The 26323-nt window shown below is 68.3% G+C and carries 16 protein-coding genes; 1 reads left to right on the forward strand and 15 read right to left on the reverse strand.

From position 1 onward, the window contains the following. Positions 1–84: 84 nt before the first annotated feature. From addA to CA833_RS17430, 11 genes are all read right to left on the reverse strand, one after another. On the reverse strand, positions 85–3579 hold the full coding sequence (gene addA, locus CA833_RS17380) for a double-strand break repair helicase AddA (RefSeq protein WP_207078759.1): 3495 nt from the start codon (positions 3577–3579) through the stop codon (positions 85–87). Further along, the gene (gene addB / locus CA833_RS17385; RefSeq protein WP_207078760.1) at positions 3576–6605 is read right to left on the reverse strand and encodes a double-strand break repair protein AddB; all 3030 of its coding nucleotides are present in this window, start codon (positions 6603–6605) and stop codon (positions 3576–3578) included. The genes addA and addB overlap by 4 nt, the downstream gene beginning before the upstream one ends. Further along, on the reverse strand, positions 6598–7323 hold the full coding sequence (locus CA833_RS17390) for a nucleotidyltransferase family protein (protein ID WP_142633030.1): 726 nt from the start codon (positions 7321–7323) through the stop codon (positions 6598–6600). Before CA833_RS17390 ends, addB begins: the two co-directional genes overlap by 8 nt. Then, positions 7320–8318: an aminoglycoside phosphotransferase family protein gene (locus tag CA833_RS17395; protein ID WP_185928715.1), complete on the reverse strand. Its 999-nt coding sequence runs from the start codon at positions 8316–8318 to the stop codon at positions 7320–7322. The genes CA833_RS17390 and CA833_RS17395 overlap by 4 nt, the downstream gene beginning before the upstream one ends. Beyond that, positions 8315–8761, reverse strand: coding sequence for a tRNA (adenosine(37)-N6)-threonylcarbamoyltransferase complex ATPase subunit type 1 TsaE (gene tsaE, locus CA833_RS17400; RefSeq protein WP_207078761.1), 447 nt, complete (start codon positions 8759–8761; stop codon positions 8315–8317). The genes CA833_RS17395 and tsaE overlap by 4 nt, the downstream gene beginning before the upstream one ends. After that, positions 8758–11118, reverse strand: coding sequence for a PAS domain-containing sensor histidine kinase (locus CA833_RS17405; protein ID WP_142633026.1), 2361 nt, complete (start codon positions 11116–11118; stop codon positions 8758–8760). The genes tsaE and CA833_RS17405 overlap by 4 nt, the downstream gene beginning before the upstream one ends. Before the next feature lie 285 nt (positions 11119–11403). Next, complete coding sequence (ahcY, locus tag CA833_RS17410; RefSeq protein ID WP_142633024.1) at positions 11404–12819, reverse strand: adenosylhomocysteinase; 1416 nt, start codon at positions 12817–12819, stop codon at positions 11404–11406. A 207-nt stretch (positions 12820–13026) separates the two neighbouring features. After that, on the reverse strand, positions 13027–15219 hold the full coding sequence (katG, locus tag CA833_RS17415; protein WP_207078762.1) for a catalase/peroxidase HPI: 2193 nt from the start codon (positions 15217–15219) through the stop codon (positions 13027–13029). Positions 15220–15998: 779 nt separating this feature from the next. Next, positions 15999–17507: an L-lactate permease gene (locus CA833_RS17420; RefSeq protein WP_207078763.1), complete on the reverse strand. Its 1509-nt coding sequence runs from the start codon at positions 17505–17507 to the stop codon at positions 15999–16001. Positions 17508–17510: 3 nt separating this feature from the next. Further along, the gene (locus tag CA833_RS17425; RefSeq protein WP_207078764.1) at positions 17511–18521 is read right to left on the reverse strand and encodes a 2-hydroxyacid dehydrogenase; all 1011 of its coding nucleotides are present in this window, start codon (positions 18519–18521) and stop codon (positions 17511–17513) included. Between the two features lie 171 nt (positions 18522–18692). After that, positions 18693–19700 (reverse strand): L,D-transpeptidase, encoded by a 1008-nt coding sequence (locus CA833_RS17430; RefSeq protein WP_207078765.1) that lies wholly within the window; start codon positions 19698–19700, stop codon positions 18693–18695. A 293-nt stretch (positions 19701–19993) separates the two neighbouring features. Here CA833_RS17430 and CA833_RS17435 point away from each other — a divergent pair, with 293 nt between their 5' ends. Continuing rightward, positions 19994–22672, forward strand: a complete 2679-nt coding sequence (locus CA833_RS17435) for an HAD-IC family P-type ATPase (RefSeq protein WP_207078766.1) — start codon at positions 19994–19996, stop codon at positions 22670–22672. A gap of 3 nt (positions 22673–22675) precedes the next feature. Here the strand turns inward: CA833_RS17435 and CA833_RS17440 are convergent, their stop codons facing one another. The 4 genes from CA833_RS17440 to CA833_RS17455 all read right to left on the reverse strand — a co-directional run bounded on the left by CA833_RS17440 (position 22676) and on the right by CA833_RS17455 (position 26314). Then, a complete protein-coding gene (locus CA833_RS17440) occupies positions 22676–23491 on the reverse strand; it encodes a universal stress protein (protein ID WP_207078767.1) in 816 nt (271 codons plus the stop codon). Between the two features lie 101 nt (positions 23492–23592). Further along, entirely contained in the window at positions 23593–24342 is a 750-nt protein-coding gene (gene fabI / locus CA833_RS17445) for an enoyl-ACP reductase FabI (protein WP_142633011.1), read from the reverse strand. A 47-nt stretch (positions 24343–24389) separates the two neighbouring features. Next, complete coding sequence (locus CA833_RS17450) at positions 24390–25598, reverse strand: ABC transporter permease (RefSeq protein ID WP_207078768.1); 1209 nt, start codon at positions 25596–25598, stop codon at positions 24390–24392. Further along, positions 25598–26314, reverse strand: a complete 717-nt coding sequence (locus CA833_RS17455) for an ABC transporter ATP-binding protein (protein ID WP_207078769.1) — start codon at positions 26312–26314, stop codon at positions 25598–25600. The genes CA833_RS17450 and CA833_RS17455 overlap by 1 nt, the downstream gene beginning before the upstream one ends. Between the last annotated feature and the right edge of the window lie 9 nt (positions 26315–26323).

Raw genomic sequence — 26323 nt, forward strand, 5'->3', positions numbered from 1 at the left:
GAACTTGAACTCCTCGGGGGTATCTCGGGTTGATCGCAATCTAGGGAGGAATCGCCGGGAGGCAACGCCCCGGCGCACATAGCTTTACTGGACCTGTGCAAAGTCGGGCTTGTGCGCCGCCAATGTCGCGGACGGTACTTCGATCAGGCGCGGAACGGAAGTGTAGAGCAAGGCGACTTCCACCGCGCGTCCCGGGAACGCCACTTCCAGCGCGGCGGCATAGGCCGCCATCTGCCGCAGCACGCCTCTCGGCACCTGCTCCAGACGTTCGGGCGGACGGCGCGCGGTCTTGTAATCGACCAGCCGCACGCGGGTGGGCTCGACCACCAGACGGTCGATCGTGCCCGCCACCACCTGCCCGCCGACGACCGCCGCCACCGGCACTTCGGCAAGGCTGCGGGGCCCGAACAGGTCAGCCCAATCGGGATTGCCGAGCACCGCCAGCGCGCTGTCCAGCATCGCCTGACGCACCTCTTCGGCAAGATCGGCGGCATTGCGGGCAAGCCATTGCCAGCCCGCCTCCTCGCGCATGTCGGCAGCGACTTGCGGCAGGCGTTCGAGCAGCTTGTGCACCAGCGTACCGCGCCGCAGGGCATCGCGGCCCGCACCCGGCGGGAACGGCGGATCGGGGGCGTCCTCCTCGCCCAAAGCAGACGGCGCCAGCGGACGCGGCGGACGCGGTTCGGCTGGGGCAACACGCTCCAGCCAGCGCGGCAGCGGCTCACGCAGCGGCAGCTGCACCGAGCGGACTTGCGCCGGCAAGGGCGCGGGCGGCGTGCCGTAATCGCAGCGCGTGCCCCAGATCGCATCCTCCACCTCAGCCCCGTCCTCGAACAGGCTGCGCAGGCGGGCGAACCAGCTTTTCTCGGCCGGGCCGTCCTTGTCGCGCTTGCCCAGCGCGCCGCCGACAAACAGCGCTTCCTCGGCGCGGGTCATGGCGACGTAGAGCAGGCGCCAGTGTTCCTGTTCGTCCCCCTCGCGGTTTTCGGCGATCTGCGCGGCGATGCGGCCCGCCTTCTCGTCCTTCGACAGCGGCGGCAGCGGCACCTTGCGGCGTGCCTCGCGCGGGTCGGCAAGTTCGAAACCGCGCTCGCGCGCCGCCTCGGGATTGCCGGTGGCGTCGGCGAGGATGACGATGGGCGCCTGCAGGCCCTTCGATCCATGCGCGGTCATCACGCGGACAAGCCCCTGCGCGGCATCCGCCTCGCGCTTCAGCTCGCCGTCGCCCGCATCGAACCATGCGAGGAAACCGGCAAGGCTGGGCGTGTCGGTCATGACATAGGCCTGCGCGGCGTTGACCAGTTCGTCGATCGGGTCGTTGGCCTCGCTGCCCAGCCGCGCCACCAGCTTGCGCCGCGCCTGCCATGGCCCGACCAAGAGCCAGTGCAGCATGGCCTGCGGCGGCGCATAGTCGGCCTTGGCGAGCAGTTCGCCCAGTTGTTCCATGACCACGCCGATTTCGGGGCCGGACTGGGTGCGCAAGTGATCCCACAGGCGCACGCCCTTCGCCCGGTGCCCGAAGCGCAGCAATTGCTCCTGGCTCCAGCCCACCAGCGGCGAGACGAGCAGGCTGGCCAGCGTCAGGTCGTCCAGCGGCTGCACCGCAAAGCGCAGCGCGGCAATCAGGTCCTTCACCGCCAGCGGCGCGCCCAGACGCAGACGGTCGACGCCCGCCACCGGCACACCCGCCGCATGGAGCCGCGCGACGATCAGCCCCGCCAGTTCCTTGCGCTGGCGCACCAGGACCATGATGTCACCCGCCCCGGCGCGGCGCGGCTTGCCCTTGTGGAGCGCGAAACCGGGGCCGCTTTCATCCAGCCATTCGCGCACCTGACGGGCGATGCGCTCCGCCATCTGGCGATCCGGGCGGGAGAGCCAGTTCGGCTGCGCACCGTCGGCGTCGTCGGTGTCGAGGGGTTCTTCCTCCTCCACTTCCTCGGCCACCGGCTGCCACAGCGCGACATAGCCGGGACGCTCCTGCCCGACGTGACGCTCTGCCGGACGGTCGAGCCCGAAATTGCCGTGGCCGATGCCGCCGATGGCCTCGTCCACGAAATCGAGGACTTTCTGCGCGGTGCGGAAGCTGCGGTCGAGCCCGAGTTCGACGAGGCGCCGCGGCGCGGCCGCGCTGCGCAGCATGTCGGCATTGTCCGCCGCCTGGTCCATCATGGCGCGCACGCGCTCTGCCGCACGGCGGAAGTTCTCCGGGCTGGTGCCCTGGAAGCGGAAGATCGCCTGCTTGTAATCGCCCACCACGAAGAGCGTGCGCAAGAGTTCGCTCCGCTGGCCCTCCCCGGCCCAGAACTCCTCCGCCATGGCAAAGACGATGTCCCACTGCGCGGCATTGGTATCCTGCGCCTCGTCGACCAGGATGTGGTCGAAGCGGCGGTCCAGCTTGTAGCGGATCCAGTCGGCCGAAGCCTGCCCGCGCAAGAGGTCGGCGGCGCGGCGGATCTGGTCGTCGAAGTCGATCAGGCCTTCGCGCTGCTTCGCCTCGTCCCAGGCGATCGCGAAAGCGCGGCCAAGGCGCAGCGCGGGCACCAGCCGGTCGGCCAGCCCCAGCAGTGCCTTCACCTCGCGGATGCGAACCAGACACTCGCCCACGCGCGAGGTATAGCCTTCGTAATCGGGCTCGAACTTTGCAAGGTTCCTGGCGCTGCGAACCGCATCGTCCTTGGTGAACAGCGCGCCGTAGAGGTCTTCCACCTGCTCGGCGCGCTTGGCGGGCGAATGCATCAGCCAGGGCACCAGCACGTCGGTCGCCTTGTGCGCGGTGGCGGTGTTCCACTCGGCCAGCACTTCGCAGCAGCGGCGCAGCGAGCGGACGTCGAACTGGTCGTCCGCACACATGGATGCCAGCATGTCCCCGCCGGCATCGGCGGGCAGCCCCAGCAGGCGCAGCACATGACCCCGCATGTCGCCCGCCTGCCACGATCCCGGCCCAAACCATGCCTCCCGCGCCGAAGCACAACGCAGCAAGAAGTCCATCACCGAGTCCGGGCCATGCCGCAGCGAAAGCTGGGCAATGGCGCGCAGCAAATGCGTATCGCCCAGCGCGGCCTCTTCCGCCTCCACCAGCAGATCGGCCAGCACCTGCCGCGCCAGCAAAGCGCGTTCGCGGTCCTCCATCGGGCGAGTGCCGGGAACCAGCCCCGCCTCCAGCGGGAACGTCGCCAGCAGCCACTGCGAGAAGGCGTGGATGGTATCGATCCGCAAACCCCCGCCGGGGCAATCGAGCACGGCGGCAAACAGCGTGCGCGCCCGCGCCATCGTTTCGGGATCGGTCGGCGCGCCGATGGCATCGAGGCGCAGGAACAGCTGCGTCTCTTCCAGCCGCACCCATTCGGCCAGCGTGCCGTTGATGCGCGCTGCCATTTCGGTGGCGCCGGCCTTGGTGAAGGTGAGGCACAGCACCTGCGAAGGCGAAACCCCCTCCTGCAGCAAGAGCCGCAGCACGCGCGAGGAGAGGACCTGCGTCTTGCCGGTGCCCGCCGATGCCGAAAGCCAGACGCTGTCACGCGGATCGACCGCGCGCATCTGGTTGCCGTGCAGCGGATGGACGGTTGCCGGGCCGCTCATGCGCCGTCTCCCGTCCTGGGCTCGGAATCCTTGGGTTCCGAACGCCCGCCCAGCGAGGTGATCCACTCATCCAGCCGCATCAGCTGGTCGTAATCGGCGTAGGAACCCAGTTCCGGATTGAGCCTTGCGGTGAACGGCTCGGTGCCGAGGATCCAGCGGTCGAGCGCGTCGTTCAGGTAGTCCTCGGTATGCGGCATGAACTCGTCCGGCAACACGCCGGTGCGCTTGCTGCCTTCCTTGAGCGGGGTGGTGGTGTAACCGATGGTGTCCTTGTTCTTGGCCATCGACCAGTATTCGAAGGCCTGCGCCTCCCCCTCGATCACCCTGTCGTCCAGATCCTTGAAGCCGCGCGCCTCGGCAATCATCGCGACCAGGCCAAGCTGCAGCGCAAAACCCTCTTCCACGCGGCGGGTCGTCGGCGGCGAGCCGGTCTTGTAGTCCACCACCGCCAGCTTGCCGTCGGCCAGCCGGTCGATACGGTCGGCCCGGCCGTGAACCCTGATGCCGCGATAGTCCATGTCGCCCTTCGCTTCCGTGGCGATGACGCGGCGGCCGTGGGTCTTGTGCGCCAGCACGAGATCGCGGAACGTATCGAGCGCGGCGGAAAGACGCGGCCACCACAGCGCACGCATCAGCGGGTGCGCGTTCTTCTCCACCAGGACTTGCTGCGCGATCGTGTGCAATCCGTCGACCGGCTCGCCCGCGCGGTGCCAGCGCTCCATCACGAGATGCGCGACTTCGCCCTTCCACGCCGCGCTCGGCTCCGCGTCCAGCGCATCGAGGCGCGAGAGGCCGAGGATGGCATTGGCGTAGAATTCGTAAGGATCGCCGCGCAGACGGTCGAGCCCGGTGACCGAAAGGTCCACCCGGCGCTGCCCGGCGCTCGGCATCGGCTGCGGGCGAGGATGCGCGGGAACCGGGGTTGCGTCGTCGATCATGCGCGCAAGGCGCAGCGCCTCGGTCTCGACATGGCGCTTGGCCTCATCCGCGCCCATCAGCGCCTTGACGCGCAGCACGAAGCGCGAGGGGATCACCGGGCCGCCGGCATCGCGCAAGGCCCAGCTGAGCACCACTTCGGGCGCGCCCAATGCTGCGGCAAGGTCGTGTGCAGCAAGGCCGATGCGGAAGTCGGCGCCCGGCACCCCCAGCGCGCGCAGCACGGCGGGCGGCAGCAGCGCGTCCTGCGCGGGAGCGGCCGGCCAGGTGCCCTCCACCAGTCCGCCGCAGATGACCAGATCGGCGCGGCTCATGCGCGCTTCCAGCAGGCCGTAGATCGAGACGCGCGGATGGCCGCCCCAGGGCGGGCGCACGGCAGCACGGTCCATGACGTCGCGCAGCATGGCGTGGAGCTCGCGCGGATCGAACAGCGTTCCGGCCGAGGCGGCAGCGGCGCGCAGTTCCTCGACCATGGCACTGAGCGAACGCCCATCGGCCCCCGACCAGATCGCCTCGCCGCAGAGCCGTTCGGCAGCATCGGCGAGCGTGCCCAGCATCGTCTCGAGCGGTTCGCCTTCCTCGAGCGCGAGCAGCGGCGCCAGCACCGCCTCGACCTCGCCCCACCATGCGCCGATCTTGCGCGCCTCGGCGATTTCCGCCAGCGCGGCAAGGCCGCCGCCGGGGCGCGGTCCGCGCAGGCCCCGGTCCAGCTTGCGCGCCGATTCCAGCCAGGCCGCACGGCCTTCCCCGGCACCGGCAAGGGGATGCACCAGCAGCGCGATCAGCGGCACCGGCGCCGCCTGATCGGCCATGACTTCGGCCAGAAGCAGCATCAGGCGGCCCGCGGCGGTCTGCGACAGCGGCAGGCCCGCGGTATCGTCGGCGGCAATGTCCCAGCGGGTGAGGTGCGCGACGACGCGCGCGGCCAGCCCGCGATCGGGGGTGATGACCGCCACGCGCCGCTCGGGCACTTCCAGCGCCTGCCGCACGAGAATGGCGATGGCCTGCGCTTCCTGCTCGGGATGCGCGCTTTCCATCAGGCGCACGCCGGGCAGGCGGCGTCGTTCCGCCTCCAGAGCGACCCACGCGGTCGAGGCCTGCGGCGGCAGGAACAGGTTGGAGATCACCGTGCTGCGCGACGGCGGCGAGGCGCCGGGACCGGAGCGGTGCCACGCCGTCACTTCCTCGCGGGCGATGCCCATGCGGTTCAGCAGCAGCTTGAGGTGATATTGCGGGTGCGTCACCGCGTCATGGGGCCCGAACGGCGGGTCCTCCGGCCCGGCCGGATTGCCGGCGGTGCCGAGTTCCTCCCAGACGTCCTGCGGCAGCGCGAGGTCGAAGTCGGGCAGCACCACGCTACCCTCGGGCAGTTCGCTCACCACCCGCAGCAATTTCGCCAGCGCGGGCGAGGCGCTGGTGACGCCCGCCGCGACGATCGGGAAGACCGGAGGCGCCAGGCGCCATTCGCGGGCGGCATGCTCGAACAACTGGTTGCGCCGCTCCGGCGCGTCGATCTCGCCGCGCGCCGCCAGTTCCGCCAGCCAGTATTGCTGCACTTTCAGGAAAGTACGGGTGTTGTCGGTCCAGTGGCTGGCGAGTTCGCCGACCACGCCGATCACCCGCTCGCTCATCAGGTCGAGCGGGGCGATCCCCTCGACCAGCAGGCGGTCCATCGTCCGGCCCAGTTCCCACGCACGGCGCAGCAGCGCCGCGCCCTTGCCCGCCGCATCGCCGTCGACTTCGCGCAAGTAATGGGCCAGCCGCAGCCAGCGGCGGGTGGGATCGGCAGCCGGCGCGATGTCCGCCGCGCCCAGCGGATCGAGCAGCGGTCCCAGCGTCTCGTCAAGGTCGAGATCGCCCACCACCACCATGCGCGGCAGCAGCAGGCCGGGCGTCTCGACGCTGCCCGCATGGCGCACGAAGGCCTCGGTCACCGTGCGCACGGCGCGGCGGCTGGGCAGCAGCAGGGTCAGCCGGGCTAGGCCAAGCTCGCCCTGCCCGTAACGCGGCGCCAGCCCCGCCACGAGGGCGTCCGCGAAACCGCGATGGGCTGCAATCGAATAGACTTTCGGCCCCGCCCTCTCAGGCACGGGTCAGCCATTCCTCGGTGGGACGGATCGCCGCCGGTTCACCCACTTCGAACCATAGGCCGGTATGGGTAATGCCGTAGAGACGGCCTTCCTCGATCGCGCGGCTCCACAGCAGGTTGGTGGAGAACGGCCCTTCCGGCGCATCGCGCAGCAAACGCTTCGATACCAGCTGGATGCCCATGTAGATGAACGGCGCGACGTGGCCCGGCTTGCGGCGCGAGACACGGCCCACGGCATCGAGATGGAAGTCGCCGGCGCCCCTGTGGTGCATCGCCTGCGGATGCGGCACCACCAGCAGCAGCGCGTCCATGCGTTCCTCGTCCCAGGCGCGCGAGAGTTCGTGGAACACGTCCTCCGGACCGTCGAGCCAGATATTGTCGCTGTTGAGGCAGAAGAACGTCTCGGGCAGCAAGGGCGCGGCCTTGACCATGCCGCCGCCGGTTTCGAGAAGCTGCGCGCGCTCGTCCGAAACGGTCACCCGCGGTCCCTGGTGACGCGCCTTGAAGTGTCCTTCCAGCGCATCGGCAAGGTAGTGGACGTTGACCACTGCCTTCTCGATCCCGGCCGTGTCCAGCTTGTCGAGTGTATGGTCGATCAGCGACTTGCCCGCCACCCGCACCAGCGGCTTGGGCTGGGTGGCGGTGAGCGGGCGCATGCGCTTGCCGATGCCGGCGGCCAGCACCATCGCGGTATCGCTGGCGAGCGGGCCCCGGTTCATGCCGCAAGGCTCCCGCCATTGGCGGCGCGCAGTTCGTCGGGCACGTTGGCATCGAACCAGCGGGCCACCGGCTCCAGCGCCGGATGGGCAAGATCCCGCTCCAGCTGCGCCCATACGCGCGGAATCAGGTCGAGGTAGCGCGGCTTGCCGTCACGCTTGAACAGGCGCACGAAGATGCCGACGATCTTGGTGTTGCGCTGCGCGCCGAGGCGGGCGTAATCGGCCAGGAACGTCTCGGGATCGACCCCGGTCGCGCGCAGGTAATGGTCGAACATCTCGGCCTCCAGTTCGGGCGAAACGTCGCGGCGGGCATCCTGCAGCAGCGAGACGAGATCATAGGCCGGGTGGCCGATCAGCGCGTCCTGGAAGTCCAGCAGCCCCTGCTTTTCGAGCGCGCCGAGCAGCATGATGTTCTCGGCGTGATAGTCGCGCAGCACGGTGACGCCGGGACGCTGGCGGGGCAGCATCTCGCCCAGCACGCTTTCCCACGCGGCGGTGAAACCGGCGGCATCGACCGAGAGGTTCTGCGCGGGCGCATACCATTCGAGGAACAGGCGCACCTCGCGCTGGTACTCGCTCATCGAATAATCGAGGAACGGCCCGGGCGGCAGCTTGTGGAGCTGCACCAGCGTGTCGATCGCGCCCTTGTAGATCGCGCGTTCGTCGTCCGGCCACTGGTCGATGTAGTCACGCATGCGCGCATCGCCGAAGTCTTCCATCAGCACCAGCCCGCGCTCGGCCTGCTCGGCCAGGATCCGCGGGCTGCGCATGCCGTTGGCATCGAGCCAGCGTGCCGCGCGCAGGAACGGCTGCGGGTCCTCGGTCGGCGGCGGGGCGTCCATCAGCATCGCGCATTCGCCATGCGCCCCGCGCACGCGGAAGTAGCGGCGGAACGACGCATCGCCGGCCAGCGGCTCGACAGTGGCGCCCTGCCATCCGGCATCGGCAAGGAAGGGCGCGAGGCCCTTGGGAAGATCGGCGGGAATCGTGGTCATTGCGGGATTCGCCCTACCCAATCCGCCCCCGCTTCGACAATGGCGATCCTACCCTCTTCCGCAACTTCCAGCGTAATCGAGAGGCAGCCCGGCTCATGGGTGAACCCGCCGGCGTGATCGGGCCACTCGGCGATGAGCGCGGCGCCCTGCCGGTAGTCGTCGAGACCGATCTCGTCCGCCTCGGAAGGATGGGCCAGGCGGTAGAAATCGGCATGGATCAGCGGCAGGCGGACCGCAGGCGGATCGTAGACCTCGATGATCGCGAAACTGGGCGAAGGCACTTCACCCTCATGCCCGAGACCGGCGATGATTGCGCGGGCGAGCGTAGTCTTGCCCGCGCCGAGGCCGCCCTCCAGCGCAACGACATCGTCCGGCCGCAAAGCCTCGGCAATGGCGCGGCCAAGCCGGTCCATCGCCGCAAGATCGGGAAGCGCAATCTTCATTCGGGAAGCTCCACCAGCGCACTGGTCCCCTTGCCGCGTTCGGAAACGAGCCGCAGCGCACCGCCGTGCGCCTCGACCAGCTGGCGCGCCAGCGGCAGGCCGAGCCCCTGGCTGCGCTCCACCGACTTGCCGTCGGCGCTCTGCTTCATGCCGTCGAGCGCGAGGGCGAGACTGCGATTGTCCATGCCCTGCCCGCGATCCTGCACGAGAATCTGCACCACGCCCTCGCCTTCGGGCGACTTGCGCCGTGCCATCTGCACGAGAATGCGCTGTCCGCGCGGCGAGGCGGCAATGGCGTTGTCGACCAGATGGCCGACCGCCCGCGCCAGACGCCGGCGGTCGCCCGGGAAGGGCCGCAGCAGCCCGTCGGCCCGCAAGTCGAGCACCAGGCCGGCCCGTTCCAGACGCCCGGCCCGCTCCTCCACCACCGAGCGGATGAAGGGCATCGGGTCGATCTCTTCCTTCTTGAGCGGCAGCAGCCCGGCCTCGCTCTGCGACAGGTCGAGCAGGCTGTCGATGTGCTCGCCCAGCTGGTCGACCGAGGCGATGATCGCCGCCACGTATTCCTGCCCGCCGGGATTGAGCTCGCCGCCGACGCCCGCTTCCAGCAATTCGGCAAACCCGCCGATCGAGGTGAGCGGGGTGCGCAGTTCGTAGCTGATCTTGGCGAGGAAGCGGGTCTTGATCGCATCCGCCTCGATCAGCGCCTCGTTGCTTTCGCGCAGCGCCGCTTCGGCCTTCTGCGAATCGGTGATGTCGAGCACGGCCAGCAGGCCGTTGCCGTCGGGCAGCGGCACGCCCGCATATTCGAGCATCCTGCCGTCGGCGAGCGCGATGCGCCCGCCCTTCTGCGTACGGTCCAGCGCGGCGGCACGCACGGCCACACCGATCGCTTCGGCCTCGACCGGACGCATGAGCCGCGGCGCAATCTTCTTGAGCAAGGCCTCGACGTGCGGGTGGGTATCGAGGAAATCGCTCTCCATGCCCCAGTCGGCGGCAAAGCGGCGGTTCCACAGCTGCACGCGGCCATCGGGCGCAAAGACCGCAACCGATTCGTAGAGGCTGTCGAACATCGCCGTGCGTGTGCGCAGCAGCGTGTCGCGCACCGCCGAAAGACGCAGCTGTTCGGTGCGGTCTTCCGCGATCAGCAGCAGGCCGCCGTCGGGCAGCGGCTGGGCGACGATACGCAGGTGCGTACCGTCGGACAGCGTCCAGGCTTCCTCATGGCTCTCGCTGGAGGCGAACCAGGCGCCCTTCTCGCGCCGCCATGCCGGGAAGTCGCGCACTTCGGGAACCCGCTGGGCATCACGCGCGGCATCGAGCAGGCGTTCGAACACCGGCGGGTCCTGCAGCACTTTCGGCTCCAGCTTGAACAGGCGCTGGAACGGCTGGTTGGCAAAGCTCAGGCGCTTGCGGGCATCGAACTGGGCGACACCGGCGGACAACTGGTCCAGCAGGGCCCGCTGCGCATCGCGGAAGGCGCGGAACGAGCGCGACATTTCCTCGAGGTCTTCGATGTCCACCGCGTAACCGGCAACCCCGTCATCCCCCAGCGGCAAGTCGCTGACCCGCATCGCCCGGCGCTGGCCGTCGATCGTGGTGGAAACGATGCGCTGGATCGGCGCGCCCTTCTGCGCGGCGATCCGCGCGACTTGCGCCGGGCTGACGCCGTCGACGTTCTCGACCAGTTCAGTACCTGCCGCCACCACGCCTTGCGCGCTCTCGCCGCCGACCGCGGTGACATAGGCCGAGTTCACCAGTTGCAGTTCGCCGTCCGGGCGGCGGAACCACATCGGCATCGGCGCCGCCTCGATCAGCGAGACCAGCGCGGTGAAATCACCCCGCGCGCGCGCCGCCTCGTCGCGCAGGCGGACAAGTTCGCCCTCGCTGTCGGAAAAGTCGAAAAGCCAGACCAGCGCCGCGCCGCCGGGCGAGACCTGCGGATCGGCAAGATGCCCGCGCAGCGCCAGCGAGCGTGCCGAATTGCGCGGAGTGACGACCATGCGGAAGGGCGCGGCGCTCTTCTGGGTGCGGCGCACCGCCTCGGTCAGTTCGGCGAGCTTGTCGGAAGGAATACCGCGGTCGCCGCCGTCGAGTTCGGACAGGAACTGGGGAACCGCATCAAAACCCAGCCACTGGGCAACGCGCGGCGGCCCCTCGATGCGGCCGTCGGAACGCACGAGCAGCGGGATCGCCGGCGATTCCTCGACCATGCGGGCCAGCCGCCGGGCGGAACGAAGCTGCGCTTCCGCGCGCTTCTGGCGGCCTCTGGCGGAAAGCACCGCCCAGGCCGCCGCGAGCATCCATGCGGCAAGAAGCAACCCGATTACGAGAGGTACGAAGCGTTCGTGATCCATTCACCCCCGGCTATGCTGTCCCGGCGCCGCAAAGACAATGGGGAGAGTACCGCAGTGCCGGTACTCTCCCCATGTTGTTCGCGGATTTGGCTTTGTTCGAGAATTCGCCAAAGGCGAATTTTAGCGGCACCGGCCCACTCCCGTCCCGAAGAACACAAAAAGGTCCGGGGGACCTTTTTGCTGAGGGGGCCGACCACCCGTCAGGATACACTCGTGGGTGGTCGGGTGGGGGAGTGGGCCGGTGCCGCATCGGGAACGCCCGGATGGGCATTCCCGACCAAACCATCAGTAGCGGTAGTGGTCCGCCTTGAACGGGCCCACTTCCGGCACGCCGATGTAGTCGGCCTGCTTCTTCGAAAGCTTGGTGAGCTTCACGCCCAGCTTTTCGAGGTGCAGCGCGGCGACCTTCTCGTCGAGGTGCTTGGGCAACACGTAGACGCGGTTCTCGTACTGCTCGTTCTTGGTGAACAGTTCGATCTGCGCGAGCGTCTGGTTGGTGAAGCTTGCCGACATCACGAAGCTGGGGTGGCCGGTGGCGCAGCCCAGGTTCACCAGACGGCCCTTGGCGAGCACGATGATCTGCTTGCCGTCCGGGAAGGTGACGAGGTCGGTACCGGCCTTCACTTCCTTCCAGTCGTAGTTGTCGAGCGCCGAGATCTGGATCTCGCTGTCGAAGTGGCCGATGTTGCAGACGATGGCCTTGTCCTTCATCTGCTCCATGTGCTCGCCGGTGATGACGGCTTCGTTGCCGGTGGCGGTGACGAAGATGTCGCAGCGCTTCACGGCGTCTTCCATGGTGACGACTTCATAGCCTTCCATGGCGGCCTGAAGGGCGCAGATCGGGTCGATCTCGGTGACCATCACGCGGGCGCCGCCGTTGCGCAGCGACGCGGCCGAGCCCTTGCCGACGTCGCCGAAACCGGCAACGCAGGCGACCTTGCCGGCCAGCATCACGTCGGTGGCGCGGCGGATCGCGTCGACCAGCGATTCCTTGCAGCCGTAGAGGTTGTCGAACTTCGACTTGGTGACCGAATCGTTCACGTTGATCGCGGGGAACGGCAGCTTGCCGTCCTTGGCGAGGTGATAGAGGCGGTGCACGCCGGTGGTGGTCTCTTCCGAGACGCCCTTGATGGCGTTGACGGTGCGCGAGAGGTAGCCCGGCTTGGCCTTGAGGAAGGCGTTGAGCGCGCGCACGAACTCGATTTCCTCGGCGTTCGAGGGCTCGAACAGCGGTTCACCGGCTTCGACGCGGGCGCCCCAGAGCGCAAACATGGTGGCATCGCCGCCGTCGTCGAGGATCATGTTGCAGGTGAGGTCGGGGTTGCCCTCGCTCGACCAGTCGAAGATGCGGCCGACATAGTCCCAGTATTCGGCCAGGCTTTCGCCCTTGATGGCGTAGACGGGGATGTCCTGCGCGGCGATGGCGGCGGCGGCATGGTCCTGCGTCGAGAAGATGTTGCAGGTGGCCCAGCGCACTTCGGCGCCGAGCGCGACCAGCGTCTCGATCAGCACGGCGGTCTGGATCGTCATGTGCAGCGAGCCGGTGATGCGCGCACCCTTGAGCGGCTGGGCAGCGCCGTATTCCTCGCGCAGCGCCATCAGGCCGGGCATTTCGGTTTCGGCGATGGCGATCTCGGTGCGGCCGAAATCGGCGAGCGAGATATCGGCGATGGCGTAGTCGGGGGCGGTGGTCGTGGCCACGGGCGCGAACTCCTGGAAGTGTTTGCTCTACGGCCCCTGCGCCGGAATGGCGTAGGGCGCCGCAATGGTGCCGTCCCTACCCGTTCGCTTTGCCCGACGCAAATATAAAGATATCTTTATATGCGCCTCGGTAGATCCCGCCGGAGCACGGGAAAACGGGCGGGAGAACACGCGCCCCCGCCCTTCCCGGCTTCGGCCTCGCGCGCTCTACGCGAGGTCGAAGCGATCGGCGTTCATCACCTTCACCCACGCGGCCACGAAGTCGCGCACGAACTTCCCGCCCGCGTCCGCCGCCGCATAGACTTCGCTGAGCGCGCGAAGCTGTGAATTGGAGCCGAACACCAGGTCGGTCCGGGTTGCCGTCCACTTCGGCTGCCCGCTGGCCCGGTCGGAGCCGACGAACTTCTCGTCCGCCTCGTCGTCGACCTGCTTCCAGGCGGTATTCATGTCGAGCAGGTTGACGAAGAAGTCGTTGGTGAGCTGGCCTTCGCGCGCGGTAAGGACGCCGTCCTTCGAGCCGCCGAAGTTTGCGCCCAGCACCCGCAGGCCGCCCACCAGCACCGTCATCTGCGGGGCGCTGAGGCCCAGCAGCTGCGCACGGTCGAGCAGCAGCTCCTCGGTCGGCACGTTGTAGGGCACCTGGAGGTAGTTGCGGAAACCGTCCGCGCGCGGCTCCAGCACGGCAAAGCCATGCTCGTCGGTCTGCTCCTGCGAGGCATCGACGCGGCCCGGAGTGAACGGCACTTCAACCGCGCTCCCCGCATCCGCCGCCGCCTTCTCGATGCCGACGCTGCCGCCCAGCACGATGAGGTCGGCCATCGACACGGTGCCGCCGAACCCGGCCTTGATCTCCTCGTAGACGCCCAGAACCCTGGCGAGCCGGGCCGGTTCGTTGACCTCCCAGTCCTTCTGCGGCGCCAGGCGGATACGCGCGCCATTGGCACCGCCGCGGTAGTCCGACTGGCGGAAGGTGACCGCCGAAGCCCATGCGGTTGCCACCAGTTCGGCCACGGTAAGCCCCGAAGCGGCGATCCTCTGCTTCAGCGCGGCCACGTCCTCAGCGCCGATTGCCGGACCTTGCGCGCCGGGCAGCGGGTCCTGCCAGAGGAAGTCCTCCGCCGGAACCTCGCTGCCGAGGTAACGCGCCTTGGGCCCCATGTCGCGGTGGCAGAGCTTGAACCAGGCCTTGGCGAACTGGTCCTCGAACCACGCCGGTTCGGCGCGGAAGCGTTCGAGGATCTTGCGGTATTCCGGGTCTTCCTTGAAGGCCATGTCCGCCGTGGTCATCAGCGTCGGCACGCGCCGTTCGGGGCTGTGCGCACCGGGGGCCATGTCCTCGGGCTTCTGGCCGATCGGCTGCCACTGCTGTGCGCCGGCCGGGCTATGCACCAGTTCGTAGTCGTAATCGAGCAGCATGTGCAGGTAGCTCATGTCCCAGCGGGTGGGCGTGGGCGTCCAGGCACCCTCGATGCCGGAGGTGATCGTGTGATCCCCGAAGCCGCTCTCATGCCCGCTCGCCCAGCCGAGGCCCTGCAGCGCAATGTCCGCGCCTTCCGGCTCGGCGCCGACCAGCGCCGCATCGCCCGCGCCGTGGCACTTGCCGAAAGTATGCCCGCCGACGGTGAGCGCCGCCGTCTCGACATCGTCCATGCCCATGCGGGCAAACGTCTCGCGCACGTCGCGCGCCGAGCCGAGCGGATCGGGATTGCCGCCGGGGCCTTCGGGGTTGACGTAGATCAGGCCCATCTGGATTGCCGCCAGCGGGTTTTCGAGCGCGATGTCCTTGTCCGGCTGGATGCGCGTTTCGGCGCCCTGCCCGACCCAGTGCTCCTCGGTGCCCCAGTAGACGTCGATCTCGGACGAATAGATATCCTCGCGCCCGCCGCCAAAGCCGAGCACCGGCGCGCCCATCGATTCGAACGCCACGTTGCCGGTGAGGATCAGCAGGTCCGCCCAGGAGAGGCTGGCGCCGTACTTCTGCTTGATCGGCCAGAGCAGGCGGCGCGCCTTGTCGAGATTGGCGTTGTCCGGCCAGGAGTTGAGCGGCGCGAAGCGCTGGTCGCCGGCACCGCCGCCGCCGCGCCCGTCACCAATGCGATACGTGCCCGCGCTGTGCCAGGCCATGCGGATGAAGAAGGGTCCGTAGTGCCCGTAGTCGGCCGGCCACCAGGGCTGGCTGTCGGTCATCAGCGCGGTGAGGTCAGCCTTCACCGCCGCAAGGTCGAGCGACTGGAACGCCTCGCCGTAATCGAAATCGGGGTCCATCGGGCTGGGGCTGGTGCCGCCCTGCTGGAGGATGTCGAGCCGCAGCTGGTTGGGCCACCAGTCCCGGTTGGTGCGCCCGAGCAGCGATCGCACGGGTTCGCCGTGCATCGGGCAACCACTGGTCTTCGCGTCCATGGATTCTCTCCTCTTGTGATCCGCGTCCCGGCCATTGAAAGTCATGGGGCCGGGCGATTGGGGGAAACTCACCCGCCAGGCGGGTCTTTCGGGTGTTGCGCGTAAGGGACGCAGGCCCGTCCAGGCCGACAGCGGCAACGCCGCCGACAGGAACTGTCTCGACCTGGATAAAGACCCTCGGAAATCCTGAGAACCCATACCATGGGTTAGCTCCCGGAAGCGCCTGCGGACGCCGTGCAGAGTGCCAGATTCCCCCGCGCGTTCAAGGGCGCCGATGCCCGCAGCCGATGCGAATTTCCGATCATTGTTCGCAGCAAAACCAATGACCATGCTGCGCGCAGCATAACCGGCCCGCAGACGGGTATTTTCCGCCTCCCGACGCGCTCGGTGGTGACTTGGGACAGGAGGCGGAAAATCGGTGACGTGAACGACCCCGACGCTTCAGGACTTCACGGCACACTCCCATTTCGGACGGCGGGGACCAAGCCTGTCGGCACGGCCCCATCCGGCGAAAGACGAATTCGATCCGAGATCGCTTTCGCCCGAAAATGTTACATTGCTGCGACAAGTCGTTCAATAGACGTTGCACAATCATGCACTCGAAGTTGCCTCGGCTCGGACAATTCGGCCGAAATTGCCACATCACGATCGGCAACAGGCACAAATGCAGGATCGATAAATTCATCAAATGACTTGGGAAAACGAAAAATCGGTGATCCGGACGGCATCGGCAAATTCCGCGCAGCCACGGCCGCAGGGGTTGCCCTCAGCGGCGGCCGTCAGGGCAGCAACGCCTGCACCGTGAACACCAGCCCCCCGGCCAGCGCCACGTAGGCAAGGCAGACCGGCACCGTGCGCGCCAGTGTTTCTCCCTCCCGCCCGACCAGTCCGACCGTCGCGGTCCCGGCGACTATGTTGTGCGGGGCCATGATGTTGCCCACCGCCGCGCCCACGCTCTGCCCCGCAAGCGCCAGGCCGTGCGGCAGCCGCACCGCGTCGGCAGCGGCAATCTGGAAATTGGCGAAGATGATGTTCGAGGCCGTTCCCGACCCGGTGACGAACGACCCCAGCGCCCCCACCAGCGGCACCGCCAGTGGCCAGGCCCGCCCGAACAGCGTGGTCGCGCCCACTGCAAGCGCATCGATCATGCCGCCGTGAACCATGAAGCGCGCCAGCGTCAGCACCGCGACAAGCGCGATTCCGACTTGCGGCAGCCGCCGCAGCGCCGCCAGCATCGATGCCCCGACCTGCCTTGGCGCGGCGCGATGGGCCAGCGCCGTGCAGAGGAATGCCAGCAACAGCATCGTGCCGGGATGATAGAGCGGCAGCATCACCTCGCCAAAACCGTGACCATAGCTCCATTCGATGCGGCACGTCCGCAAGGCGGCCTGCAAGGGCGGCACCAGACGGCTCACCAGGATGAGCGCCACCAGCACGACATAGGGCAAGCCGGCCATGACAACCTCGCGTCCGGCCGGCCCCGATCGCAGCGTCCCCCCACTTCCACGCCGCAGCCAGGCGGCAAACAGCCCGCCGCCCAGCAATGCGCCGCCCAGCGTCGGCAGTTCCGCCCCCGCCAGCGCCGCGACCAGCGCCGCGGCCGCGAAAAAGCACACCGCCGCCATCAGCGCCGTGCGCCGGGCCGCGACCGTCGCCCTTCCCGCGAAGAGGCCCTGCGCCCCGCCGCCGATGGCATAAGTCACGACAAGCTGGGCGAACATCCAGCCAAGGCAGGCATGCAGCACCAGGATCTCAAGGCTCAGCCGCCGCGCGTCGAACAGACCGGCCTCGAGCAGCGGCACCATCGGCGCGCCCACCGCACCGAACGAGACCCCCGCGACATGGCCCAGCAAGGCCACCAGGACCGCGCGCGCGGGCGGCACGCCCAGGGCCACCAGCATCGGCGCGACGATCGCGATGGGCGTGCCGAAACCCGAGGCGCCTTCGAGGAACATCGCGAAGAACCAGCCCAGCAGCAGCGCCGTCGCGGCCGGATCGCGCGAAATCGACGCCAGCCATTCGCCGATCACGGCCGTGGCGCCGATGCGGGTCTGGTATTCGTGGATCGAAAGTGCGGGAAAGATGATCCACAGGATCGTCGCGGCGGTGAACCCCGCTTCCAGCACCGGCCCGGCAAGATCGGCGGGAGTCTCGCCGAACTGGAAACCCACCACCGCCACGATCGCGGCGATCACCGCCGCCAGCGATCCGGCTGCCGCGGCCGACCAGCGCAGCCCCGTCATCAGGACCACGAGCAGCGCGATCGGCAGGATCGCGAGGGCCGCCAAGGGTCAGCCCCGACGCTCGACCGGCACCGGATGGAGCGGCGTGCCGGTCTCCTCGAAGGCGCCGATATTGGCCAGGGTCGTCCCGGCGATCGCGGTCATCGCCTCGCGCGTGAAGAAGCCCTGATGGCCGGTGATGAGCACGTTCGGGAACGTCATCAGGCGCACGAAGACATCGTCGCGGATCACCTGTTCGGACAAGTCCTCGAAGAACAGGTCTTCCTCTTCCTCGTAGACGTCGAGCCCGACGTAGCCGACCCGTCCGCTCTTGAGTCCGGCGATCACCGCACGCGCATCCATCACCGCGCCGCGACTGGTGTTGATGAGCATGACGCCGGGTTTCATCGTGCGGATCGCCTCGCGGCCGATCAGGTGATGGGTATCGGGGGTGAGCGGGCAATGCAGCGAGATGATGTCGCAGCGCGCCAGCAGCTCCTCGCGCGGGACGTAGCGCCCGCCGATCTGCGTCAGTTCGGGCGTCTCGAAGGGATCGCTGGCCAGCACCTCGCAGCCGAACCCCTTGAGGATGCGCGCGACATTGATGCCGATCCGGCCGGTGCCGATCACCCCTGCGACCTTGCCCTTGAGATCGAACCCCAGCAGCCCTTCCAGCGCGAAGTTGCCCTCGCGCACACGGGCATAGGCCTTGTGGATCTTGCGGTTGAGCGAAAGGATCAGCGCCACCGCATGCTCGGCGATGGCGTCGGGCGAATAGGCAGGGACGCGGCCGATCGAAAGACCCAGCCGCCGCGCCGCTTCCAGGTCGACGTTGTTGAAGCCGGCGCTGCGCAGCGCGATCAGCCGGGTGCCCTGCCCGGCCAGGATCTCCAGCACTTCGGCGCCAAGCTGGTCGTTGACGAAAGCGCAGACGCAGTCATGCCCGCGCGCCAGGTTGGCGGTGTTGGCATTGAGGCGCGCCTCGTACCACGAAAAGACATGACGCCCGCCCGCCGCCTCGTTGGCATGATCGAGAAACTCACGGTCGTAGGGCCTCGTGCTGAAAACGGCGATTTTCAAGCAAGTCCTCCTGGTCGTTCGAGGAATTCCATCGAGAGCGGCGACCAGGGTTGCCGCACCTGATCGCCGCTGTCGTCGTTGATCGACCACCTGTGCCAGCGGCGGGACGATTCGACACCCCCTTCGCCGCACGATGGGTCATGCACGGTATCCGCCGGTCCAAAGCCCGGTTCAGGGCGCCGGTTTTACCGCATCGATGACAGTCAGATGTTCGAGCGGCGCGTCGCCCACGCGCGAATCGGTGACGAGAATCGTCGCCCCCGGCGTGAGCGCGGTCTTCAGCTTGTCGTAGAACCCGCGCGGCAGGCGCAGGCGGTTGAGCGCGGCTTCATCCACTTCCACCCCGTCCTCGGAAGTGTGCCCCGGCAGGCCGACATAGACCCAGTGCGGCTGGCCGCCGCGCATGACCATGGTGATGACGTGGCTGCCGTGATCGGCCGCGTCGACCTCCACCACGCTGCGGCCGATCTCGGTGCCGCCGCGCAGCACCACGACCCGCCCGTCGAGCCGGGAAACGATGATCGAGAGCGGGCCGGAACGCGCCAGCTCGGGCTGCCAGCGGTACTGCTGCCCCCCGGCAAGCGGGGTATGTCCGGTCTTCTGCCCCTTGTCGTTGAAGGGCGAGAGCAGGCTGTTGTCGCTGGTCCGCACGTGGCTGGCGGCATCCCCCTCGACCACGACGGTCACGCCCAGCTTTGTCACCGCGAACAGCTCGCGCGCGAACTGGTAGGGCAAGTGCACGCAGCCATGGCTCTCCGGATAGCCCGGAAGGCCGCCGGCATGGAGCGCCACCCCGTCCCAGGTCAGCCGCTGCTGGAACGGCATCGGCGCGTTGTTGTAGGTGCTCGAACGATGGTCGGCATCCTTCTGGAGAATGGTGAAGACGCCGGTGGGCGTGGCATAGCCATCCTTGCCGCTGGACACGGTGGTGGCCGCGATGCGCACGCCGTTGCGATAGACCAGCGCCACCTGCCTGGAGAGGTCGACATAGACCAGCACCGGCCCCTCAGGCGCGACATCGGGTGCCCATACCCATTCACCGGGCTTCAGCTGCTCGATCCGGCGCGCGAACTCCGGCGGCGACGTCGCCTTGGCGCCTTGCGCCAGGGCCGGGTCCATCCCGCATGCCGCGCCCATCACCAGCGACGCACCAAGCGCCAGCCCCAATCCTGCCTTCATCGGACCCCCTGCAGCCTTTTCGCACAATACCGCGACAATTCCGGCAGTGACCTGAATAACGCAGGATTACCATCCGGGTTTACCCGAATAGACACTGCCGCCGAATACCTGAAACGGCCGCCTGCGATCACCGGGCATATTGGCTTGCCGTATCTCCAATTCCGATCTATTTCATTACATTAAATCAAATTGCTGCAACAACGACATCCACCGGAGGATCTGTTCTCCGGCATCACGTCCGCGTGGCCAAGGCCGCCACACGCCGACTTGCGACCCCGCGCCCCGGAGGATCGATGCAGACTGAACCGCTCCGCGACTGGCATGCCCTGGCCACGGCAGAGGCACTGGCCTTCCTCGATACCGCGCCGCAGGGCCTCAGCGAAACCGAAGCCGCGCTGCGGCTGAAGGCCCATGGCCCCAACAGCCTGCCCGCCCCGCGCGGACGCAGCCCGTTGCTGCGTTTCCTGGCGCAGTTCCACAACGCGCTGATCTATTTCCTGCTGGCCTCGGCCCTGGCCGCGCTGCTGCTTCAACACGCGGTCGACGCGCTGGTGATCGTGGCCGTGGTGGTCGTCAACGCGGTGGTCGGCTTCATCCAGGAAGGCCGCGCGGAAAAGGCCTTGTCCGGCATGGAGAGCCTGATTTCGGACAAGGCCCATGTCGTGCGCGGCGGCCTTCGCGAAAGCGTCGATGCGGCCACGCTGGTGCCCGGCGATGTGGTCATGCTCGATGCCGGAGACCGGGTGCCGGCGGACCTGCGGCTGATCCGCGTGCGCGCCCTCGCGATCGAGGAAGCCGCGCTCACCGGGGAATCGGTCGCCGCCGAAAAAGGCGAGCTCCCGGTCGCCGCCGATGCCCCGCTCGCCGAGCGTTCGGCCATGGCCTATTCCGGCACGCTCGTCGCGCGCGGTCAGGCCACCGGCGTGGTTGTCGCCACCGGCACCGCCACCGAGATCGGCCGGATAAACACCCTGCTCCAGTCCGTGCCCAGCCTCGCCACGCCCTTGCTGCGCCAGATCGACAGCTTCGCCGCCAGGCTGACCGCGGCGATCTCGCTCGGCGCCGCCGCGCTGTTCGCCTTCGCCGTGCTGGTGCGCGGCTTCGACTGGGTGGATGCGCTGATCGCGGTCGTGGCGCTGGCGGTCGGCGCCATTCCCGAGGGCCTGCCTGCGGTCATCACCATCACCCTTGCCATCGGCGTGCAGCGCATGGCCGCGCGCAAGGCGGTGATCCGCAAACTGCCCGCGGTCGAGACGCTGGGCGCGACTTCGGTGATCTGCACCGACAAGACCGGCACGCTCACCCGCAACGAGATGATGGTCAGCCGGGTCATGACCGGCTTGCACGAACTGCGGGTCGAGGGCGGCGGCTACCTGCCCGAAGGGGCCATCACCTGCCGCGGCGGCCGCGACGATGCCGCCGCCATCGCCACTGCCGCCGACATCGTGCGCTGCGGCGTGCTGTGCAACGACGCCCACTTGCGGCAGGCCGACGGCATCTGGACCGTCACCGGCGACCCGATGGAAGGCGCGCTCATCGCCCTCGCCCGCAAGACCGGGATCGACGAGGCGCATCTGCGCGGCGAATGGCGCCGCGTCGACGAAATCCCCTTCGACGCCAGCCACCGGCTGATGGCAACGCTATGCCGTAACGCCGCCGGACGCAGCCTGGTCTTCATCAAGGGCGCGCCCGAGGCGGTCCTGGCACTGGGCGCCAGCCGCGAGGATGCCGAGGCCTGGGAACTGGGCACGACGCGCGCCGCCGACGAAGGCGAGCGGGTGCTGGGCTTTGCCATGCGCGAACTGCCCCCGGCCACCGAAAAGCTGGATTTCGGCCTGCTGCAAGGGGCAACGATGCTGGGCCTCATGGGCTTCATCGATCCCCCGCGCGAGGAGGCACGACGGGCAATCGCCGAGTGCCGCTCCGCCGGGATCGCGGTCAGGATGATCACCGGCGATCATGCCGGAACCGCCCTCGCCATCGCCCGCCAGCTGGCGCTGGCCGATGCCCCCCGCGCTCTCACCGGCACCCAGATCGAGGCGATGAGCGACGCGGAACTGGCCGAGGCGGTGCCCCGCACCGCCGTCTTTGCCCGCGCCAGCCCCGAACACAAGCTGCGCATCGTCCGCGCGCAGCAAGCGCGCGGCGCCATCGTCGCCATGACCGGCGACGGGGTGAACGACGCGCCCTCGCTCAAGCAGGCCGACGTCGGCACCGCGATGGGCCTTTCCGGCACCCAGGCCGCGCGCGAGGCGGCGGAAATGGTGCTGCTCGACGACAACTTCGCCTCGATCGTCGCCGCCGTGCGCGAGGGACGCACCGTCTACGACAATATCCGCAAGGTCATCGCCTGGACCCTGCCGACCAATGGCGGCGAGGGCATCGCGGTGATCCTGGCCATCCTCCTCGGTTTTGCCCTGCCGATGACCGCCACGCAGATCCTCTGGATCAACCTGGTGATGACGGTGACGCTGGGCCTCGTCCTCGCCTTCGAACCGCCGGAACCGGGGATCATGGCGCGCCCGCCCCGCCGCCGCGATGCGCCGCTGCTCTCGGCCTTCCTGCTCTGGCGGGTGCTGCTGGTCTCGGTGCTGTTCGCCGCCGTGCTGCTGGCCGTGTTCTTCGGCGCGCAATGGGCCGGGGACAGCCTGCGCGAAGCGCGCACGATGGTCGTCAACATGCTGGTGATCGCCGAGATCTTCTACTTGTTCAACGTCCGCTACATGCACATGCGATCCCTGAGCCACGCCGGCCTGCAAGGCACCCGCGCGGTGCTGATCGCGGTGGGCGGCGCGGTCATCGCGCAGCTTGCCTTCACTTATGCGCCGCCCTTGCAGGCGGTGTTCGATACCGCCCCGCTCTCGATCCGCGACGGCGCGGCGATGCTGGCAATCGGCGCCGCGATGTTTTTCCTGCTCGAAGCCGAGAAGGCGCTGATGCGAAAGCTCGGCTGGTTCGAGGAACTGGCCTGAAACTCAGCCCGGCAGCCGTACCATCAGCGTATCCGGCCTGATCCAGGCAAGCAGCGAATTGGCGCGGCTGCCGCCGGTCAATTGCCGCAGCGCGCCGCCGCCCTGGGTTCCCAGCACGACCAGATCGGCGTCGTAATCCTCGATCGCCCGGCCAACCGCCGCCTCGGCCTCGCCGCTTGCCAGCACCCCCTCGATGCGTCCGGCAAAGGGCGCCAGGTCGTCCGAGGCCAGAAATTCGGCGAGGCCGCTTTGCGCGCGGGCAAGCGTTTCCTCGCGCACATGGTCGGCCACGCCCCAGCTTTCGAAACCGATGTGGAACACGTGCACGACCCGGATCGCCGCATCGGGAATGAGCCGCGCGGCGGTAAGGATCGCCTGCTTCGAGGCGGGCGAGAAGTCGCTCGGCACAAGAATGCGGCGATAGAGCCCGCGCGGGCGCTGCTTGACCACCAGCACCGGCACTTCGGCATGGCGCAGCAGGTAATCGATCGCGGTGCCGAGGAAATAGTCCGAAATCTGGTTGAACCGGGCGACGCCGGCCACGATCAGCTGCGCCCCGCGCTCTTTGGCGATACGGGCGATGGTGCCCGGCGGCGAGCCTTCGGGGACCAGCACGTCGGCCGCGGCGGCGCCCGGCGGCAGGATTTCACGGACACGTTGCTGCAAGGCCGCGTCCGACACGCCGTCGTGCCCCTCGTCCTTGCGCACATGCACCACTTCGACCACCAGGCCGAGATCGCGCCCCAGTTCGAAGGCACGGTCGACCGCGCGGTCGCTCCGCGCGCTAAGATCGGTTGCGACCAGGATCGGGGACGTCATCTCGGCACCACTCCTATCAAATTCGACCTCGCAATCAGACACCTGTCCGGTGCGGCAGGCAAGGCCGCACTTACGCCCCAGGCGGCGCGGACACATTCCGCCTAGCCCCCGACGACGTTGTAGCCGCTGTCGACGTAGATCGTCTGCCCGGTCACGAAGCGCGCCCTCGGGCCCAGCAGGAACGCCGCCATCTGGCCGATCTGCTCGACCGTCACCAGCTGGTGCAGCGGCGCCTTGTCGGAGGCGAGGCGGATCAGTTCGTCAAGGTGCGAGAGACCCGAGGCCGCCCGCGTGCGCACCGGCCCGGTCGAGAGCGCGTTGACGCGGATGCCCTGCGCGCCCAGTTCATCGGCGAGATAACGCACGCTCGCCTCCAGCGCGGCCTTGACCGGCCCCATGATGCCGTAGCCCGGCACCACCTTTTCGGAACCGTAGAAACTCATCGTCAGGATCGATCCGCCGCCCGCCATCAGCGGCTCGGCATGGCGCGCCAGCCGGATCAGCGAATGGCAGGAAACGTCCATCGCGGTGCGAAAGCCTTCGGCGGAGCTGTCCACCACCCGCCCGTGCAGGTCGTCCTTGGGGGCATAGGCGATCGAATGGAGCAGGAAATCGAGCCCGCCCCAACGCGCGGCGATCTCGGCAAACAGGGCCTCGACCTGCGCCGGGTCGGTAACGTCGAGCGGCGTGAAGATCGGCGCCTCGAGTTCCTGCGCCAGCGGCTCGACAAAGCGCCGGGCCTTGTCGTTCTGGTAGGTGATGGCAAGTTCCGCCCCCGCCTCGCGCAGGACTTCCGCACAGCCCCAGGCCAGCGACTGGTCGTTCGCCATGCCCACGATCAATCCACGCATCAGCCGCCCCTCTTTCCGCCAGTACCGCCCGTTTGTCGTCGCGCCTGCTACTCGTGCCGAAGCGCGTCGATAGGATTGAGGCTCGCCGCGCGGCGGGCCGGGAAATAACCGAAGATCACCCCGATCGCCGCCGAAACCGCAAAGGCACCGAGGTTGACGGCGGGTTCGAAGATCCACGGCACGTTCATCAGCGGCACCGCGATGGCCACCACGACCTGCGCCAGCACCAGCCCGATCAGCCCGCCAAGGCACGAGAGCACGATGGCCTCGACCAGGAACTGCATCAGCACCTCGCTCGCCACCGCGCCGATGGCGAGACGGATGCCGATCTCGCGCGTGCGCTCGGTCACCGAGACCAGCATGATGTTCATGATGCCGATGCCGCCGACCACCAGGCTGATCGCCGCCACCGCCGCAACGATGCTGGTCAGCATCGAGGTGGTCTGGGTCAGCGTATCGGAAATCTGCTTGGTGTCGAAGATGTTGAAGTCGTCTTCCTTGCCCGCGGTGATCCGCCGCCGTTCGCGCAGCAGGTTGGCGAGCGTGGATTGCACCTGCTCGCTGGAATAGTGGTCGTCGATGCCCACCAGGATCGTGCGCACCGTGGTGGTGCCGAGATAACGCCGCTGCACGGTCTTGAGCGGCATGATCACGGTATCGTCCTGATCGCCGCCGAACCCGGCCTGCCCCTTGGTGCTGAGCAGCGCGATCACGTCGCAGCTGACATTGCCGAGGCGGAACCGCTTGCCGACCGGATCGGCATTGCCGAACAGGTTCTTCGCCACCGTCGTGCCGATGATGCACACCGCCTTGCCGGCGCTTTCCTCGTCCGGCGAGAACAGCCGCCCTTCCTGCAAGGGCCAGGGCGAGATCCGGAAGTAGTCCGCAGTGGTGCCATTGATCGTGGTGGACCAGTTGGCCCCCTCGTAGATCGCCGTCGCGCTCGACGAGACGGACGGCGCCGCCGCGGTCACCCCGCCCACCTGCTGGCGGATCGCGGCGATGTCGGCCAGTTCGAAATCGCGCGGGGTGGTGCCGCCGCCGCCGCGCCCGAAGCCCTGACCGGGGCGGACCTGAAGGATATTGGTGCCCAGCGCCGCGATCTGCTGGGTCACCGCCGCCGTCGTCGCCTTGCCCAGCGTCACCATCGAGACCACCGCGCCCACGCCGATGACGATGCCCAGCATCGTCAGCAGCGAACGCAGCACGTGGCGGCGGATCGAGCGCAGCGCGAGCAGGAAGATCGTGCCCAGCATCAGCCGGCCACTCCGCTCTCAGCCGCCGCGCCCTGCTCGATCCGGTCGATCAGCCCGTCCTTGAAGTGGACGATCCGCCGCGCGTATTCGGCCATGTCGGGCTCGTGCGTGACCATCAGCACGGTGATCCCGGAATTGCGGTTGAGCGCGGACAGGAACTCCATGATCTCCACCGAACGCTGGCTGTCGAGGTTGCCGGTGGGTTCGTCCGCCAGCAGCACCGCCGGATTGGTGACGATGGCCCGGGCAATCGCGACGCGCTGCTGCTGCCCGCCGGACAGTTCGCCCGGCGTATGGTGCGCCCAGTCGGCCAGGCCCACCCGGTCCAGCGCCTCCATCGCCATCTTGCGCCGGTCCTGCCGGGCATCGCCGCGATAGAGCAGCGGCAGCTCCACGTTCTCCAGCGCCGACGTGCGCGCCAGCAGGTTGAAGCCCTGGAACACGAAGCCGAGATGCTTGCGGCGCAGCAGGGCACGCTGGTCGCGGTCGAGCGTCTCCACGTGGTGGCCATGGAACAGGTATTGCCCGCCGCTTGCCACATCGAGGCAGCCCAGGATGTTCATCATCGTCGACTTGCCCGAGCCCGACGGCCCCATCACCGCCACGAAGTCCCCGGCGGCGACGTCGAGATCGACCCCCTTGAGCGCCCGGAACGCGGTTTCACCGGTGCCGAAGACCTTGGTGATCCCGCTCAGGGCAATGATCGGCCGGGACACCGCCGCGCC

This window comes from Novosphingobium sp. KA1 (assembly GCF_017309955.1).
Lineage (GTDB): Bacteria > Pseudomonadota > Alphaproteobacteria > Sphingomonadales > Sphingomonadaceae > Novosphingobium.